Raw genomic sequence first — 15,741 nt, 5'->3', positions numbered from 1 at the left:
AATATATAAAATTATTGACATGGCTGAATTAATCTATGGAACAATGGGTTCTGGGAGAACAAACCAACCAGAAACATTTATAGATAAATTGTCTTATTATTTAGAGGATTTAAATATTACAGGGAGATGTTCAATAAATATGCTGCAAAAATATATTCATGAATTCTCCGAAGAAGAAAAAGTAGAGGTAATAGCTTTGATGTGGCTTGGTAGAACTGCATTAGGTGAACAAGCAGAAAACTTCCCAAACTTGCTTAAGCAAGTAGTAGAGATTATACCTCAAAATTATGCAACCAGTTATATTATTGAAAAACCTCTTTTAGCAAAATATCTGCGAGATGGGCTTCAAAAACTAGATATTTGGACTTCTGCTTTCTCATGAAAAATCGTCAAGTCATCAGGCTGACATTGCTTGACCAGCGCAATGATGTCTCTGGCTTCTTCCTGATATAAGTCTTCAACATAGCCGCTTCTATAAAGTTGTGCCTCTTTTTCACTATCAAAAGGGCCAAAGTAATAAGTACAGCGAGGAACAGCAGTGTTAATTTCTACCCACCAGGCAAACTCCGATTGATTAGATTGAAATAAATTCATGAGGGATACCAATGATTAATTTAACTTGATTAAGGACATTCTTGATTCTGTTTTCTACACTGGCATTTCTTGATAGCAGGAGCTACAACGCCAGTAAGCTCCCCCTGAATTCACGTGACGTAGTAAAGCATTTGAACAGCAAAGACAAGTATACTTTCTCCTCATAGGTTGACTTATTTCTGTAGATATATTGTTTTGGGTGGAGCCAATAATCAAATTATTTTGGCTCGTTAATAAATGTTTCATTTGCAACCACTCGATTGTTGAATTTATTTAGCTAATGTTGTTTTTATTGATCAGGCAAATTTGAAGATAAATAATACTGTAATACTGCTCGGTTAAACCTAAAAAGTAAAATATTTAGGTTGAGTTTAGGAACAAAAACTAACCTACTAATATTCTTAACTAAGTGATATTGAATAATATTGTTATCTAAAATATTGCCTAAGTGAAACAACTTTAAAAGAGTGAAGTATAACTCTCCATATCTCCTTACAGTTAATTCAAAGCCTCTCTCCTCTTAGAGATTGTTTGAAAAGTGGTTGGCTGCGATTTTAGGCGCTTATTGATCCCCCCTAGACCCCCTTAAAAAGAAAGGGGAACCGGAATCAAAGTCACTCTTTTTAAGGGGGATTTAGGAGGGTCTAAAACGTTTTGATACCAGAATAGGACTTTTCAACATCCTCTTAGGATAGAGGCCTAATATCTAAGAAAATTTGAGCTACTTAAAATATATATAGATAGTAATGAGGTAATGACTATAAATAGTTTCTACCTCACAGATGTTATTCGCCATCCAATACGGTTCGGATAAAGTTTTTTGATGAAAGTTATAAGTTATAGATCACAAAGATACGATAAATGGCAGTCCTTTGTAGAGACGGCGATTTATCGCGTCTCTTCTCTTAACCTAACCGTATTGATTCGCTATCTATCTATATATTTATCGAGGAATCAACAATGATGTGGATGACACAGTTATCATCAGCAGCATCGGATTTTGAAACTGTGAATTATAATCTACATTGAAACTATTGAAAGGGTCAATTTTAAAACTTGAACCTTCAATCGGCTTTATGGGCATCACCTTACCGGAAACAACGTGATACGTCAGGAGTTCCTGGATCTTATTAATATTTTCAAGCAATGTCTCTACAGTACCGGCTGGAAGCTTTGCGAATGCTTGATCTGTAGATGCAGAGGCGATAAACGAGTCAACCCCTTTGAGAGTATCTATAAGATTGGCAGCCTTGATTGCATCAACTAGGGTACTAAAAGAACCAGCATTAACGGCACGATCAATAATATCAGCCATTTATTTCACTTGGTTGTGTGTAATTTGCTAATCATTTTTAGTATGACATCCTAGTGTTAGAAATCATGTTTGAGTAAGCGGTTGAGTAGCGTATAAATTGTATGAGATGAGCTAAAAAAATTAAATAATTAAAATAGAGCAGAATTTAGGAGTCAAACCTCGTCTACCTTGAGAACCATAGTTTTGTAGGTTGGGTGCAGCGATAGCGTAACCCAACATAAATAAGCTGGTAATGTTGGGTTGCGTTTCACTCCACCCAACCTACATAAATATATCTTTTAAAAAACTCTAGGTTTCAACATAGATGAGGTTTAATGGAAAAATCTTGTTAGCGACAATCCAAGATTTTTCATCAGGTTTACGGTGATTAAAGAATCTGTAACAGAATATACGCTATTTTTTCATTATTTACGTCTACCTATTTATATTGAGTCTGCTCAATTACCCAGAGAACTCACGGTGCATTAACATAATGAGTATCATATTATTAGCCCTGTAATTGATTACAAGGCTAATATGTAGAAGTTTGAGTTATTTCACTTTTTCAAAACTAAATTGAAGGAATTTAAATACCCAGTAATAGTTTTAGCTAATGTCTTCTGCTGTTTTTTTGTAGTTATTGCCATTACTTGATATAACCTTCCTTCGGCAACATACATTCTACTTCTAGTGATTTTTCCTCCAGAATTGATGTACTCAATTTCTTTGCCAGGATGATTATTATAACTACGAATATTTCTTTGACTAATTAAATTGCTTTTCGTAGTCTTTAAAGCCATATCTCGTGCATTATTTAGTACAGCTTGTGGGTCGGTTATTTTACCATAACTATAAGGAAAATCATTGTAAACAACTATGTATGCTACTTCCTGTTTTGGCGGTTGTGCGGCAAATATTTCTAAGGTAATTTCCCCCATATAAGTTTTTTGGAATTCGGTATTTCTGTTGGGTCTTCCCGGCATCAAAATAGTAAAGCGACCATCTGGAGCGGTGTATACCTTCCATTGTGGCTGCACGGTTTTAGAGACGGTTGGTTTGACAACAACCGCCGGAGGTTTAGGTTGACGCGCTTCCACGAGAATAGAACCACCACAGATAAAGGTGGCGGCGATTAATGGCAACAGACTTTTAACTGTCATAAGTTTTACCTTTTGAGATGCTGATCTCACTGATGATGCTAGCTGTTATAACCTAGCAGCGCATAAAGCAGCACCTATTAGCCCCACTTGCGGGTTGAGGATAATATACACAGGTATTTCTTCGAGAAGGCGGCGCATCCTGCCTTTTTGGGTGAAGTTTAATAAGAAACCGCTATTTTGGATTAAGGGGAGAATTTTGGGCGCAATCCCACCAGCAATGTATAAGCCACCATAAGGTAGGAGTTTAAGGGCGAGATTGCCGGCTTCTGCACCATAAGCGTCTATAAATAATTGCAAGGTTTGTTCGGAAAGGCGATCGCTACCTTGCAATGCGGCTGTACCAATAGCAGCACCGGGATCGACACTTTTTTCTTCCTGTCCAGCTTCTTGTTCCCAAGTTCTGACGATTTTGGCAATATCTGGTGATTCGGCGGCAAATTTGCGATCGCGCAAAAATTGATAAATCGCCACAATTCCCATTCCAGAAACTACCCGTTCTACAGAAATGCGTTGGATATCATGTTTATCTAGCAGGTATTTCAACAATTGAAACTCGATCTCGTTTCGAGGGGCAAAGTCAGCGTGTCCACCTTCTGAGGGAAAAACTTGATAGTGGTTTCCCTGTTTAATTAAAAATCCTTGCCCTAAGCCAGTACCAGCACCAATAATTCCAATGGGGGCTTCGGGTTGAGATTTGCCAACTTGCAACGTCAGCAAGTCTTGTTTTTGTAAACCTGAAATGCCATAGCCAACGGCGGCGAAGTCGTTAATCAAAGAAATATGTGGGATACCCAATTCTTCTTCTAACCGTTCGGTATCTAGGAACCAGGCTAAATTGGTCAGTTTGGCAGTATTTTTGACAATGGGCCCTGCGATCGCAAAACAAGCCTTTTTTGGTATTGGTGTATTACCTTTGACCAAAAACTGCTGCACTATCGGTACTAAATCAGGAAAATCAGCACTGTGGTAACTTTCCTGATAAATAGTATGTGAACCTTCTGAATCTGATGTTTCAACCAATCGCAGAATAGTTTTCGTACCGCCGATGTCTCCTGCTAGTAATAAAGTCATAGAACTTATTCGCGAATTAATTACTTTTTTTGTAGGATATACCCAACCTAGCAGAAGTCATGAACACAAATAACTATCAGAGGTTTAAGCAAATCGAATAACTTCTTCTATGTGGGTTAAATGGGAAGTATCTCCCGTTAGTTCTAAGAACCATTCTGGATCTTCGCGTACCACTTTTACCAACGAACATAAAGAAGCCTTGACTTCTGTTTTGGCAATTTCCCCCACTAGCCCCATTGCTCCCCCCAACACAGATGCCCCATGTGCTACTAGCAGGATATCCTCTGGGAAGAACTCAGTAGCTAAACATCTCGCAGTTTGCCCAGAACGTTCTCGCACTTTTTCGTGAGTTTCAGGATATTTGGCAGCGATGCGCGAGGTATAACTGCTGTCAATTCTGGGGAATAACTCTGCCAATGCTGGAGTTGAGAGTCTTTCGGGTTCTTCCGTCATCCAAACTGGATTTAGCCATTCACTCAAACCTGTTTCCAATTTAATTGGCAAGTTGAGCAATTCTGCAACTGCGTTTGCCGTTTGTACGGTTCGCAGGAAAGGGGAAGCAAAAATATGACCAATGTTTTCTTTTTTCAATCGTCTAGCTAACTGTTGTGCCTGCACCATACCATCATCAGACAAAGGTGGATCGTAGCGTCGTTCGGCAGTGAGAAACCAATTGGGGTTTACGAAGTCGAGGCGGTTAGCGTGTCTTGCTATCCAGACTATTTGACTCATGGGTTTAATGATTCCGGTGAATAGAATTCGCCGCTAAACAAATATATAGATATCTGCAAGGAGGGCTGCAAATATTAATATAAAACAAAAATCGTAATAATTTGTAATAATATAATTTATTTGAAAAACTTATCAGTATAAATTAGTTAAGATTGTGTAATAAAATTAAATGTCTGTACCAGATTGGGACGGTTCAAACCAACCTCCACGCTCAATAACTGATAGTAGATGGTTGACGTTAATTGTTTTGAGTTTGCCGTGACGTTTGCGATAGTAATACTCAAAAAGTAGAGAAAATAAATGTGCTTCTTCATGGAAGTAGCGGTAAAAAACAAACCCCTGCCAATCTACACTAAACTGTTCGGCAATTTTATAAAATATTACATCAGCATCATCACCATCTATTTTGAGGTCTTCCCGAAGCCGTGTATTAAGAGTAATATCTTTTGTTTGCACACCCACTTCATTAGAAAGAATTGCTGCAAGTTGATTAAATCTATCTGTAAATGACATAAATTTATTTGCGAAACTCATCCCAAAGTTCCAAGAATCTATTGAATGCTACTACCTCAGATTCAGTTTGATCGATGATGAATAAATACCAATTTATAGCGTTACCCATGTCATAATTTTTGCGTAACCACTCATCAAACTTATCTTCTAGCTCGCAATTGAGTTGCTCTACTTCAGGAATATTATGTTCAACAACTGCTTGTTTATAACCTAGTAGCAAAGCCTGTAGCGCGGTTAAGGATTTCCTACCTAGATAAAGACCAGGACGCGAACGGACTGTGTTAAGACAATCTTGAAATGTTGAACCCTTAAATAATGTAAACATCAATATAGTATTTACCCTAAATAAGCCTTTTTAACTCGCTCATCACTAATTAATTCTGATGCTGCGCCTGTTAAAGTTATAGAACCAGCTTCTAAAACATAACCGCGATCGGCAATTTGTAGCGCCAAATTAGCGTTTTGTTCAACTAACAAAATAGTCACGCCTGTAGCACGAAGATTTTCAATAATTGAGAAGATTTCTCGGACGATCGCAGGTGCTAAACCTAAGCTAGGCTCGTCTAACAGTAAGAGTTGTGGTTTACTCATGACAGCGCGAGCGATCGCTAACATTTGTTGTTCACCACCACTGAGGGTTCCTGCTAGTTGATTGCGTCTTTGTGACAAACGTGGAAATAACTCAAATTGACGCTGAATATCTGCTTTAATCTCAGCTTGATTGGAGCGAATATAAGCACCCAAAAGTAAATTATCAAATACTGTTTGTCGCGCTAATACTCTGCGTCCTTCAGGACAATGGGCAATACCAAGTTGTACAACTTCGTGAGTTTGGCGGCGGGTAATATTATGTCCATTATAGATAATTCCGCCACTCTTAGGATTAACTACTTTACTTATGGCACGGAGTGTAGTAGTCTTACCAGCACCATTAGCACCAATTAGAGTAACTACCTCGCCTTTTTGAATAATTAAATTAATTTTTTTCAGAGCTTGGATACCGCCATAGTTAACATCAAGTTCTTGAACTTCTAAAATTGTATAATTTGGTTTACTATCGGCTTTCATCGGCGGTTTACAGAAATATTGATTCAAAACCTAACATACATTAATCATACATTTATTAAAACAGTGCGATGCAGAAAAGCCCGTCTAAAAGTATATTTGAAAAGCCCTGGCGACTAAAAGTAAAACAAAAATCTTTTTGTTTGACCCTAAAAACCAATGCCAGAATACTGCAATCTTTATGATGTACTATTAATTACTGATAAAGATATCAAGCGTCCTGTGGCAAAAGCAGTAGATATTGGTAGCAAACGACTAATTAATTTAGCTCCCGATGCATGGTTACAATGGGTGACACAGCGTCCTGAAGTTGTGGCGAAAGAAATTTTCGGTTCTGAGTTTCAGTGGATTAGCCGTGAAACAGATGTATTGGTGAAGGCATACAGTGCCACTCACGGGGATTTTTTAGTATTAAATGAACTACAACTGCGTTATACAGCACAGATGCCTCTACGCATGAGAGCTTATGCTGCCTTGGCACAAGAACGCTACCGATTGCCAACTTATCCAGTACTGATCAATATTTTGCCGCCTCCATCCGCCTTAACTATTGTCAATAGTTACAAACAGGAATTTTTGGGATTACGTGCCATCCAAGATTATCGCGTGATTAATTTGTGGGAAATCGATGCTGAAATAGTGTTTGAGCAACCATTACCATCGTTGTTACCCTTTGTGCCAATCCTGCGAGGAGGAGGAGAGGTATCAGTTGTGCAACGCGCATTACAGGCGCTACGAGCAGATGCACAGTTTAACCAATTAGAATCATTGCTGGCATTTTTTGCTAGCTTTGTTTTAGAAACGCCTTTAGTGCAACAAATGATGAGGTGGGATATGGCAATATTGCGAGAATCGCCTTGGTATCACGAGATTGAGCAAAGAGGTATTCAAGAGGGTGCGCGACGGCAGTTAATCCGAGTATTGGAACAACGCTTTGGCGAAATTCCCCATGAAGTAGAAGTAAGGCTTGAGGGCAAAAATGTAGAACAATTAGAAATTTTAATGGATAGCGCGATCGCAGTGAATTCTTTAGACGAATTTCTCACAATTATATCTGCGTGACACACTCTACACACTCCTATCGACGGTGAGTGTGGGCTTCTGTGCGACTCCTCTACGAGGAAAATACAGTAGCGCTGAAAACCACGTTTAAGAGTGCGTAAGCCCTTTGTGGCTACCCAAATTCAATCAACGACTGCCCGAATTCAATCAACGGCTGCCTAAATTAAATCAACGATTGACCGAATTCAATCAACAACTGCCCGAATTCAATCAACGACTACCCGAATTCAATCAACGACTACCCGAATTCAATTAACGACTGCCCGAATTCAATCAACGACTCCCCAACTTCAATATAAAAACTTAGCAAATTTGCTTTTATTAAACACGAAAGCGATGGCTTTGCTAACGCCAAGGGCGAACGCAACAACTGGAAACAGTTCTAGCTTTTTTTGCTACGTTTGTTTTAGAGAATACGCTCGTTCAAGAAATCATGAGGTGGGATATGTCTGTATTACGTGAGTCACCTTGGTATCAAGAAATTTTGCGCGAAGGGGAAGCACGTGGAGAAGAACGCGGGAAAACAAGCGGAGAACTACGAGGAATACTTTCTGCGATTGAAATTAATTTAGAGTTGAAATTTAGCGATCGCGGCTTACAATTAATGCCACAGATTAATCAGATTCAGGATTTGGAGCGTTTGAAGACAATTTTACGAAATATTGTCACTGCAAATACTGTTGAGGAATTGCAACAGATTTTGTAATTCTCAAGTTAGTTATCATTCATTTCCCAAATAAGCTTCAATTACAGCCGGGTCGTTTCTAACTATAGATGGTTCACCCAAAGCAATCAACTGCCCAAAATCTAACACGGCAATGCGATCGCACAAACCCATAACCAAGGGTACATGGTGTTCAATCAGCACAATTGTCAAATTAAACTGTTCTCGCAGACTGCGGATAAATTCACTCAGCTGCTGCTTTTCGTTGGGGTTCATCCCCGCCGCCGGTTCGTCGAGGAGTAAGATTTGCGGTTCTAAGGCTAAAGCGCGGGCAATTTCCAGGCGACGCTGATCGCCGTAGGCGAAGTTTTTAGCTTTTTCGTCAGCGCGATCGCTCAATCCCACCATTTCTAATAATTGTAAAGCTTTTCGCCTGCTTTTTTTCTCTTCCCGACGCGCTGGTGGTAATCCCAAAACTCCTGTTAATAGATTACTTTTATTATCTAAATGTCGGGCAATTATTACATTTTCTAGCGCTGACAATTCACCAAATAAGCGAATATTTTGAAAAGTCCTAGCAATACCTAAACCTGCAATTTGATGCGGGCGTAGCTGGGAAATATTAGCACCTTGATAGCGCAACTCTCCACTAGAAAGGGGAATAAAAGCTGTAATCAAATTAAACAGTGTTGTTTTCCCAGCGCCGTTAGGGCCAATTAATCCAAAAATCTCATGTTGATTGACTGTAAAAGATACATTATTCACCGCTACTAAACCCCCAAAACGGCGAGTTAGTGATTTGGCTTCTAAAACAATGTTATTTGTCATTGCGCTGTGGCTTTAATCAAATCGGCTGCTTTTTCACCAATCATAATTGTGGGTGCATTTGTGTTTCCCGTGGTAATAGTTGGCATAATTGATGCATCTACTACACGTAATCCAGCAACACCATGAACTCTTAGTTCGGGGTTTACTACTGAATCAGCGTCAGTTCCCATTTTACAAGTGCCGACTGGGTGGTATACACTGTCACAGGTTTCCCGGATGTAAGCTAGGAGTGTTTCATCACTCTTATTATCAGCACCAGGGGCTGCTTCTTCTCCTCGCAACTCATCAAATACACTTGAGTGGAATATCTGCCGTATAATTTTGACCCCTGCCAGGAGCTTTTGCAAATCAGATTCACTTTGGAGATAATTCATCTGAATTATAGCTGGGTCTTTGGAAAAAGCAGAACTCAGACTGACACTACCACGACTTTCGGGATTAGTCACACAAACTGTAGCCGTGAATCCTGGCGCAGAACGTGCATAAGCAGGATGTGTCCATAAAACAGGGCCAGAGAAAAACTGTAAATCGGGCACAGCATCTAAACGACCTTCAGTATGCAGGAACAATCCAACTTCTGCAATATTGCTGGTTAAATCGGGTTGCAAATCCTGGGTTGCTTCGTGTGCTACGCCGACTAGAATGTGATCTTGGAGGTTCTGACCGACACCAGGTAAATCAACGACTACAGGAATGTCGAAATTCTGTAGATGTTCTGCATTGCCAATCCCAGAGAGCATCAACAGCTTGGGCGAATCGATCGCACCAGCACTTAGAATCACTTCCTGTTCTACCCGAACTTGGTGTATCGTTCCCTCATGGATATATTCTACGCCTACAGTCTGCGTTCCCTCAAACAATAATCTAGTAACTAACGCGCCAGTTGTGACGGTTAAGTTGGGACGCTCCAAAATCGGTAGTAGAAACGCAGTCGCCGTACTGTGGCGCTTACCATCTTTAATTGTCAACTGATAAAATCCGGCTCCGTGCTGTTGTGCGCCATTAAAATCAGGATTGCGCTCATAGCCAAGTCCAATAGCGGCTTCCAGAAATTTTTGTGACATGACGCTAGGAGCTAAAGGATCTGTCACACTCAGCAATCCATCAACTCCGTGAAATTCAGATGCTCCTCGTTGCTGATTTTCAGATTTCTGGAAATAGGGCAACACATCTTCATAACTCCAACCAACATTGCCTAATTTCTCCCAATGGTCATAATCAACCCGACTGCCTCGAATATAGATCATGGCATTGATCGCACTAGTGCCACCTAAGACTTTCCCGCGCGGACAATAAATTTTCCGGTTATTGATATACGGTTCTTCTTCTGTAAAATATGCCCAGTCCGCCTCTGTACCCCAAAGTTTTGTCCAGGCTAGAGGAATTTCGTGTTCTGGCAAGTTAGGCGGATTGCCTGCCTCTAGCAACAATACAGTCGTTTCGGCATCTTCTGTCAACCGATTTGCGACGACACAACCAGCCGAACCTGCACCAATTACAATATAATCATATTTATCCTTCATAATATTATCTGTATTCTATTTATTAACTTGTCTATTTTGATGTTTTGAAAATTAGCTTTCTCAACTGCTTTTTACACTTTTTCAAAATATCTGGAGTTACAAATCCTTGGGGAAAAAATATAGTTCCTAAGACTATTAATATACCATAAATAATTAATCTACCATCTCGTAAAAATTGGGCTAACCAATTGGGTAATCCTGGTATATCGGCGATTCTTCGTAAAACAATTTCTAATAAAACTTTTAATACAATCGCACCTACCACCGAACCTAAAAAAGTTCTAGAACCACCAATTAACACAATCGTCAAATAAGTGATGCTAGCATCAAAAGTACCTTGTCGAGCATTCCAGGTATTGAGAAAATGAGCGCTGATGACACCTACAATTCCAGCAAGCATTGCTCCGAGAGTAAAGGCTAAAACTTTGTAGTAGGTGGGGTTGATTCCCATTGCACTGGCAGCTAATTCATCTTCGCGGATAGCAATGAATGCCCTACCTGTGCGAATGCGTTCTAAACGGTAAAATAATACCATACTAACTAACAGTAATGGTACAGCAATCCACAAATATTCGATTTGGCTTTGGAATGGTTGAGGAATACCAAAAATTCCTACAGCACCGCCTGTAATATCTAAATTTAAGGATACAACTCGCAATACTTCTACAAAAGCAATAGTTGCGATCGCTAAATAAATTCCCCGTAACCTTAATGCCGGAATTCCCACTATTACAGCTAATATACCGGAGATTAAACCAGCAATCAACATTTCTAATAAAAGTAATGGAATGGGAAATAAATTATTACTAGATGGAAAAACTTTTGTAGATAAAATCGCTGCAATATATCCACCTAAAGCATAAAATCCAGGACTAGCCAAAGATAATTGTCCAGCCATTAGGGGTAAATAAAGCGATAATCCTAATAAAGCCTCCAATACCATGTAGACTATTGGTGATTCATAAGTAGAGAAAAATTCAGCCATTGTAAAATATTTTGATTAAGCTGTTAATATTTGCTCTGCTGTTAACGCCAGTTCAGGAAAAGTTCGTGACACAATTCTTTCTGAACCTCTAAAATATGTGCGTTGAGATTTACCCTCGGCATCTAATAAAAAAACAAACACAGTCGGAACTTTGGGATTTTCCAAATACTCTCTTGAACCAATTGCTAAATAATCTACAATCCAATATTCTGTAATACCTAAGCGTTGATATTCATCTAATTTATCAATGTAGTCATCTTCCCAATTAGTTGATGTTACCTCGATAGCTAGCTGGATAGGTTCTTCAAGTGCAGAATAAGCAGAACGATTTGAGCGCCATACATCTTTATCTATCACACTGACATCAGGCTTGCGTCCTTGTTCTATTCCATTGGCAGTTATGGTTTTTAAAAGTGCTGTGTTTTTTACTACGTAATTCAGGTTTAGACGTTTAATTTCATCATTGAAACTCAACAATATAAAATCAGCGATATCATCATGATTTCTCGTTGCACGCACTTCTACAATTTCCCCATCCACAAGTTCATATAAACCTTCTTCTGGACATTCTTCCAAAAATTGATCGAAAGTTAATTTTTGTTTGGTGTATGTTTTCATCACGCTACGTCTCTTTAAACTTTTTGGATAAACCGACGACCTAGCAAGCCTTGGGGTCTAACTAACAACATGATAAATAATATTCCGTAGGCTACAGCTTCTTTGTAACCGGAATATTCTGCCGGCACAAAAGCTTCAACTAATCCAATGAGTAATCCTCCTAAAACTGCGCCGGGAATACTACCTAAACCACCTAAGACAATTACCGCTAAACCCCGCAACCCAAAAGCAATGCCAAAATATGGGCCAGCAATACTAACACTAGAGGCGACTAAGGTTCCTGCTAATCCTGCTAAGAAACTGCTGATGAAGAATGTGAGGATGATAAAGCGATCGCTATTAATGCCTAACAAACTAGCTGTAGTCGGATCTTCTGCGATCGCCTGCATTGCTTTACCATACTTAGTCCGATTGATAAAATAGGTAATAATTGCCACAATCGCAACTGATACAGCAAAAATTATTATCTGAACGGTGCGAATAGGAATTTCCTTTTCTGGAGTACCAAAATTAATCGAAGGTGGTAAATTCCCATAAGTATCTGCGGGGTATGTGTAACTTTCTGCGCCTACTAAATACTGGATTAAGTTCACAATTACCACTGCTACCCCCAAGCTGGAAACAACAGTTAATAAGGGATCAGATCCTTGACGGCGCAAAGGTTGAAAAGCAACCCGTTCCATTACTACCCCAATCAATCCTGCCAAGGTACTTCCTAAAATTAAGGCTATAGCAAATGGCAATTTTATTGGCAAGGCTGCATTAGCTAGCAAGCCATTAAATCCAAAGTTACCACCCATCAGGGCATAAGTGAAATATGCACCCAAGGTAAAAATCGCGCCATGAGCTAAATTAATGATGCCCAAAATTGAATAAACTAAGGTATATCCCAATGCAAAAATTGCATAGATACTACCAATAGATAATCCGTTCAAAAATTGTTGCAGAAATAGAGTTATATCCATGTTGCAACTATTTTATAAATACGAATTTTCCACTGTTCCCATCTTTATCCATCTTGATCTTGGCAACGTAAAATTCTTTTTGAATCACATCACCTACTGGTGTAAAAGCAATCTCACCTAAAGGAGTATCATACTTTCCAGCTAGTATTTGCTTGTTCAATTCTGTCCGCAGTTTATCAAGAGGTAAGGTGCTGATTTTGGTTTTTTTATCCAACTCTTTCAGAGCTTCAACATACACCTGTACCGCCGCAAAAGATTGACCGGTAAATTGGGCTGGTTCTTTCTTATATTGCTCAATATAGGTTTGGCGAAATACCTTATTAATCTCACCAGGATATTCAGGACTGTAAGCTTGAGCAATCAACACACCATCGCAAAGGGCTTTACAGACTGATAAAACATTGGGTGTATTTAGACCATTACCACCAATAATTATGCCTTTATAACCCAACTCTCGCAGTTGCCGCACTAAGTTACCACCATCAGCAGCTAGACCCGAAATAATTACTAAATCTGGTTTTAAGTTAATTGCATTGGTAGCTTGGGCTTGAAAGTCTGTATCAGTAGTTTGGAACTTTTGAACTGTTACTAATTCTAGCCCTTGTTCTTTAACTGCTTTTTGAAAAATCTCTGTTTCTGATTTATTAAATGCGTCATTTTGGGCGTAAAAAACTGCCACTTTTTTGATTTGAGGATTCTGCTTTAGTGCAGCTTTCACAGAATTAGGGGCAACTATCGAGACGGGGGCAGATACACGAGCTACATAATCACCAATTTCGGGAATTCCGTTTGCGGTATTTGATGCTCCAATAACTGGAACTTTAGCACGTTCGGCAATGGGGTCAGCACTAAACGCTTGTTGTGACAAAGTAGGGCCAACAATACCGACAACTTTATCCTTGTTAATTAAAGTTTGAAAAGCGTTAATTGCTCCAGCTTCATCACCGCTAGTATCTTGGGCTATTAATTTAATCGGAGTGCCATTAATACCACCTTTACTATTGAAATACTTCTCGGCAATTCTGGCTCCCACAAATCCCTCTTGACCAAGTAATGCTACGTTGCTGGTTTGTGCTAAAGCAATACCGATGGGAATCGCACCCGATGTAGTCGTTGTCTGGGCGGTGTTAGTTGTAGTGTTATTTGGAGTACTATTTGGAGGATTTGTCACAGAGCCACCGCCACCACAGCCTGTTAGTAGCAAAGCGCAAGTTGATAATAATGCTGTTGTCTGAGCGATCGCGTTGTTCATCGTTAAATAATCATGTAGTTATTAGATATTCGGCAAAAGCTCACAGTAATTTTCATAATCTACAAACAAAATGACGCAGATTTATACTTTTGCACGAATTCTATTAAATCATTCTTATTTCACCATGCAAAGACAAATATTCAAAGTGCTGCTAAATACAAATTATTATAATTAGTAATGATTTTATCATTCCCCATCAGTTTAGTTGAATCCTAAGTAAGTACTTTTAAACCTCTTTTTCGCTACCAGGTAATCCTTTAGGTTCGTAGTGACGGCAACCGTTACATGGGCCGTCGGGATTGACAGCACAACGCATATAACCAGAGCGGGCATTAAATTTGCAGCTGATGTCGCCAATTAAATAACCTACCCCTTCTAAATAATAGCGATCGCTTTCAATCGGTCTAAGGTTTTGCCGTCCCTGCACTACTGAAAAATTCATGGCTGCTTGCCTCATCCGTAGGCGCGATCGCGCATGGGTTTTGCGGATCGCCCACAGAGAAATCAGGGACGGTAAAAAACCAACGGCAATTACTAAAAGTGTCTTTAACACCTTTTTTTACCTCTTCTGTGCGCTGATTGATTGTCCCTGATGTTGCACTCTGGTTTACGGAAGTGCAAATATTAGGGCAGTTTTGCCTAATTGCAACCATAGTTGGTGGCGATTAGCAATGGCAGTGTAGTATTTAGCAATTTTAACGAAGAAGTTCCTTCTGCCACTTCAATCAGCATAACTGTTACAACCCAGGCGTGAACTGCCGTTGAATGTTGATAATTTTAAGATTTGTTGACTAATGCCTTTTTGCAAAAGTGTCTTGTGTCAGTCTCCGCCCCATTCTTGTTTTTTCTGTGTCGCTGCGATGCTAATCTTTTTTTGGTTTGCTGACGAAGTTGCTGTGCTAGCAGTGCGGCTTCCCTTTCGGCTCGGAATAAATCAACTTTTCGCGTTGTCAAAATAAATGATTCGTCAGGTTTTCGTTTCACCCAAGGGACACTAATTGCGAAATACTGACAAATTTGTTTACCTAGCTCCTTCTTCAAGAGTGGGTAACGTTTTTGACTATTCAGTGTGTTAGCGATCGCTTTCAACTCCAATATCGCTGCTTCCAACTCTCCCGCCATCTGATTGATACGCTCTACTTGTGTTATCAAACGCTCTCGTTCACTGATGATTTTTTCCTGTTGGGGTTGCAGTGGCACTATTGCAGTAGTTACAGGTGTAGGCTGCAACAGCGAGACTTTCAGCAAAATGGGTTTTTTGTCCGTGTCTAAGATTTTTTTCATACTACCTCAAGTAAGGCTAGCTGACTTTTAAGGCATCTTAGCAGCAAATTAGTATACTTGTACTATAAATTTTTTATACGAGATTTAATCTGAGGAATTATGATTAGGACTTACGCAAAACTACACGCACT

General features: G+C 39.5%; 17 protein-coding genes and 2 pseudogenes. 3 read left to right on the top strand and 16 right to left on the bottom strand.

Going from position 1 to position 15,741, the window contains the following annotated elements:
- Positions 1 to 382, top strand: a 382-nt coding sequence (locus tag G1O98_RS05880) for a DUF3775 domain-containing protein (protein WP_207794490.1), incomplete at its 5' end; no start/stop codon positions are given.
- Here G1O98_RS05880 and G1O98_RS05875 read toward each other — a convergent pair.
- The 8 genes and pseudogenes from G1O98_RS05875 to G1O98_RS05840 all read right to left on the bottom strand — a co-directional run bounded on the left by G1O98_RS05875 (position 346) and on the right by G1O98_RS05840 (position 6,432).
- Positions 346 to 594: a DUF1816 domain-containing protein gene (locus G1O98_RS05875; RefSeq protein ID WP_163927710.1), complete on the bottom strand. Its 249-nt coding sequence runs from the start codon at positions 592 to 594 to the stop codon at positions 346 to 348. The two genes, G1O98_RS05880 and G1O98_RS05875, sit on opposite strands and share 37 nt — an antisense overlap.
- 935 nt (positions 595 to 1,529) lie before the next feature.
- Positions 1,530 to 1,909, bottom strand: a pseudogene (locus tag G1O98_RS05870) (fasciclin domain-containing protein).
- A gap of 536 nt (positions 1,910 to 2,445) precedes the next feature.
- Entirely contained in the window at positions 2,446 to 3,048 is a 603-nt protein-coding gene (locus G1O98_RS05865; protein ID WP_163927709.1) for a hypothetical protein, read from the bottom strand.
- A 45-nt stretch (positions 3,049 to 3,093) separates the two neighbouring features.
- Complete coding sequence (locus G1O98_RS05860; protein ID WP_163927708.1) at positions 3,094 to 4,119, bottom strand: glucokinase; 1,026 nt, start codon at positions 4,117 to 4,119, stop codon at positions 3,094 to 3,096.
- A gap of 84 nt (positions 4,120 to 4,203) precedes the next feature.
- Positions 4,204 to 4,851, bottom strand: coding sequence for a histidine phosphatase family protein (locus G1O98_RS05855; protein ID WP_163927707.1), 648 nt, complete (start codon positions 4,849 to 4,851; stop codon positions 4,204 to 4,206).
- 165 nt (positions 4,852 to 5,016) lie between these two features.
- On the bottom strand, positions 5,017 to 5,364 hold the full coding sequence (locus tag G1O98_RS05850) for a DUF1493 family protein (protein WP_163927706.1): 348 nt from the start codon (positions 5,362 to 5,364) through the stop codon (positions 5,017 to 5,019).
- 4 nt (positions 5,365 to 5,368) lie between these two features.
- Complete coding sequence (locus G1O98_RS05845; protein ID WP_163927705.1) at positions 5,369 to 5,689, bottom strand: hypothetical protein; 321 nt, start codon at positions 5,687 to 5,689, stop codon at positions 5,369 to 5,371.
- An 11-nt stretch (positions 5,690 to 5,700) separates the two neighbouring features.
- Positions 5,701 to 6,432 (bottom strand): ABC transporter ATP-binding protein, encoded by a 732-nt coding sequence (locus tag G1O98_RS05840; protein WP_163927704.1) that lies wholly within the window; start codon positions 6,430 to 6,432, stop codon positions 5,701 to 5,703.
- Positions 6,433 to 6,651: 219 nt separating this feature from the next.
- On the opposite strand from G1O98_RS05840, the gene G1O98_RS05835 reads away from it, so the two are divergent.
- Complete coding sequence (locus G1O98_RS05835; RefSeq protein ID WP_163927714.1) at positions 6,652 to 7,491, top strand: DUF4351 domain-containing protein; 840 nt, start codon at positions 6,652 to 6,654, stop codon at positions 7,489 to 7,491.
- A gap of 367 nt (positions 7,492 to 7,858) precedes the next feature.
- Positions 7,859 to 8,197: pseudogene (locus tag G1O98_RS05830) on the top strand (transposase); the annotation flags it as partial.
- Positions 8,198 to 8,212: 15 nt separating this feature from the next.
- Here the strand turns inward: G1O98_RS05830 and G1O98_RS05825 are convergent.
- The 8 genes from G1O98_RS05825 to G1O98_RS05790 all read right to left on the bottom strand — a co-directional run bounded on the left by G1O98_RS05825 (position 8,213) and on the right by G1O98_RS05790 (position 15,610).
- Positions 8,213 to 8,983, bottom strand: coding sequence for an ABC transporter ATP-binding protein (locus tag G1O98_RS05825; protein ID WP_163927702.1), 771 nt, complete (start codon positions 8,981 to 8,983; stop codon positions 8,213 to 8,215).
- Positions 8,980 to 10,506 carry a GMC family oxidoreductase N-terminal domain-containing protein gene (locus tag G1O98_RS05820; RefSeq protein ID WP_163927701.1) on the bottom strand — a complete coding sequence of 509 codons (1,527 nt, stop codon included), beginning with the start codon at positions 10,504 to 10,506 and terminating at the stop codon, positions 8,980 to 8,982. Before G1O98_RS05820 ends, G1O98_RS05825 begins: the two co-directional genes overlap by 4 nt.
- 31 nt (positions 10,507 to 10,537) lie before the next feature.
- On the bottom strand, positions 10,538 to 11,491 hold the full coding sequence (locus G1O98_RS05815; RefSeq protein ID WP_163927700.1) for a branched-chain amino acid ABC transporter permease: 954 nt from the start codon (positions 11,489 to 11,491) through the stop codon (positions 10,538 to 10,540).
- 15 nt (positions 11,492 to 11,506) lie between these two features.
- A complete protein-coding gene (locus G1O98_RS05810) occupies positions 11,507 to 12,109 on the bottom strand; it encodes a Uma2 family endonuclease (protein WP_163927699.1) in 603 nt (200 codons plus the stop codon).
- Positions 12,110 to 12,123: 14 nt separating this feature from the next.
- Positions 12,124 to 13,074 (bottom strand): branched-chain amino acid ABC transporter permease, encoded by a 951-nt coding sequence (locus G1O98_RS05805; RefSeq protein WP_163927698.1) that lies wholly within the window; start codon positions 13,072 to 13,074, stop codon positions 12,124 to 12,126.
- A gap of 7 nt (positions 13,075 to 13,081) precedes the next feature.
- Positions 13,082 to 14,326 (bottom strand): ABC transporter substrate-binding protein, encoded by a 1,245-nt coding sequence (locus G1O98_RS05800; protein WP_163927697.1) that lies wholly within the window; start codon positions 14,324 to 14,326, stop codon positions 13,082 to 13,084.
- Between the two features lie 226 nt (positions 14,327 to 14,552).
- Positions 14,553 to 14,879 carry a DUF6464 family protein gene (locus tag G1O98_RS05795; protein ID WP_163927696.1) on the bottom strand — a complete coding sequence of 109 codons (327 nt, stop codon included), beginning with the start codon at positions 14,877 to 14,879 and terminating at the stop codon, positions 14,553 to 14,555.
- A 224-nt stretch (positions 14,880 to 15,103) separates the two neighbouring features.
- Entirely contained in the window at positions 15,104 to 15,610 is a 507-nt protein-coding gene (locus G1O98_RS05790; RefSeq protein WP_012411376.1) for a hypothetical protein, read from the bottom strand.
- Positions 15,611 to 15,741 lie beyond the last annotated feature (131 nt).

The organism is Nostoc sp. UIC 10630 (genome assembly GCF_010747425.1).
Taxonomy (GTDB): Bacteria; Cyanobacteriota; Cyanobacteriia; order Cyanobacteriales; family Nostocaceae; genus Nostoc.
The sequence above is the reverse complement of the archived record's forward strand: the minus strand, read 5'-3'. Positions and strand labels throughout refer to the sequence as shown.

Coding starts and splice junctions, on each gene's coding strand:
- G1O98_RS05875 (WP_163927710.1), bottom strand. CDS start 594: ATGAATTTATTTCAATCTAATCAATCGGAGTTTGCCTGGTGGGTAGAA.
- G1O98_RS05865 (WP_163927709.1), bottom strand. CDS start 3,048: ATGACAGTTAAAAGTCTGTTGCCATTAATCGCCGCCACCTTTATCTGT.
- G1O98_RS05860 (WP_163927708.1), bottom strand. CDS start 4,119: ATGACTTTATTACTAGCAGGAGACATCGGCGGTACGAAAACTATTCTG.
- G1O98_RS05855 (WP_163927707.1), bottom strand. CDS start 4,851: ATGAGTCAAATAGTCTGGATAGCAAGACACGCTAACCGCCTCGACTTC.
- G1O98_RS05850 (WP_163927706.1), bottom strand. CDS start 5,364: ATGTCATTTACAGATAGATTTAATCAACTTGCAGCAATTCTTTCTAAT.
- G1O98_RS05845 (WP_163927705.1), bottom strand. CDS start 5,689: ATGTTTACATTATTTAAGGGTTCAACATTTCAAGATTGTCTTAACACA.
- G1O98_RS05840 (WP_163927704.1), bottom strand. CDS start 6,432: ATGAAAGCCGATAGTAAACCAAATTATACAATTTTAGAAGTTCAAGAA.
- G1O98_RS05825 (WP_163927702.1), bottom strand. CDS start 8,983: ATGACAAATAACATTGTTTTAGAAGCCAAATCACTAACTCGCCGTTTT.
- G1O98_RS05820 (WP_163927701.1), bottom strand. CDS start 10,506: ATGAAGGATAAATATGATTATATTGTAATTGGTGCAGGTTCGGCTGGT.
- G1O98_RS05815 (WP_163927700.1), bottom strand. CDS start 11,491: ATGGCTGAATTTTTCTCTACTTATGAATCACCAATAGTCTACATGGTA.
- G1O98_RS05810 (WP_163927699.1), bottom strand. CDS start 12,109: ATGAAAACATACACCAAACAAAAATTAACTTTCGATCAATTTTTGGAA.
- G1O98_RS05805 (WP_163927698.1), bottom strand. CDS start 13,074: ATGGATATAACTCTATTTCTGCAACAATTTTTGAACGGATTATCTATT.
- G1O98_RS05800 (WP_163927697.1), bottom strand. CDS start 14,326: ATGAACAACGCGATCGCTCAGACAACAGCATTATTATCAACTTGCGCT.
- G1O98_RS05790 (WP_012411376.1), bottom strand. CDS start 15,610: ATGAAAAAAATCTTAGACACGGACAAAAAACCCATTTTGCTGAAAGTC.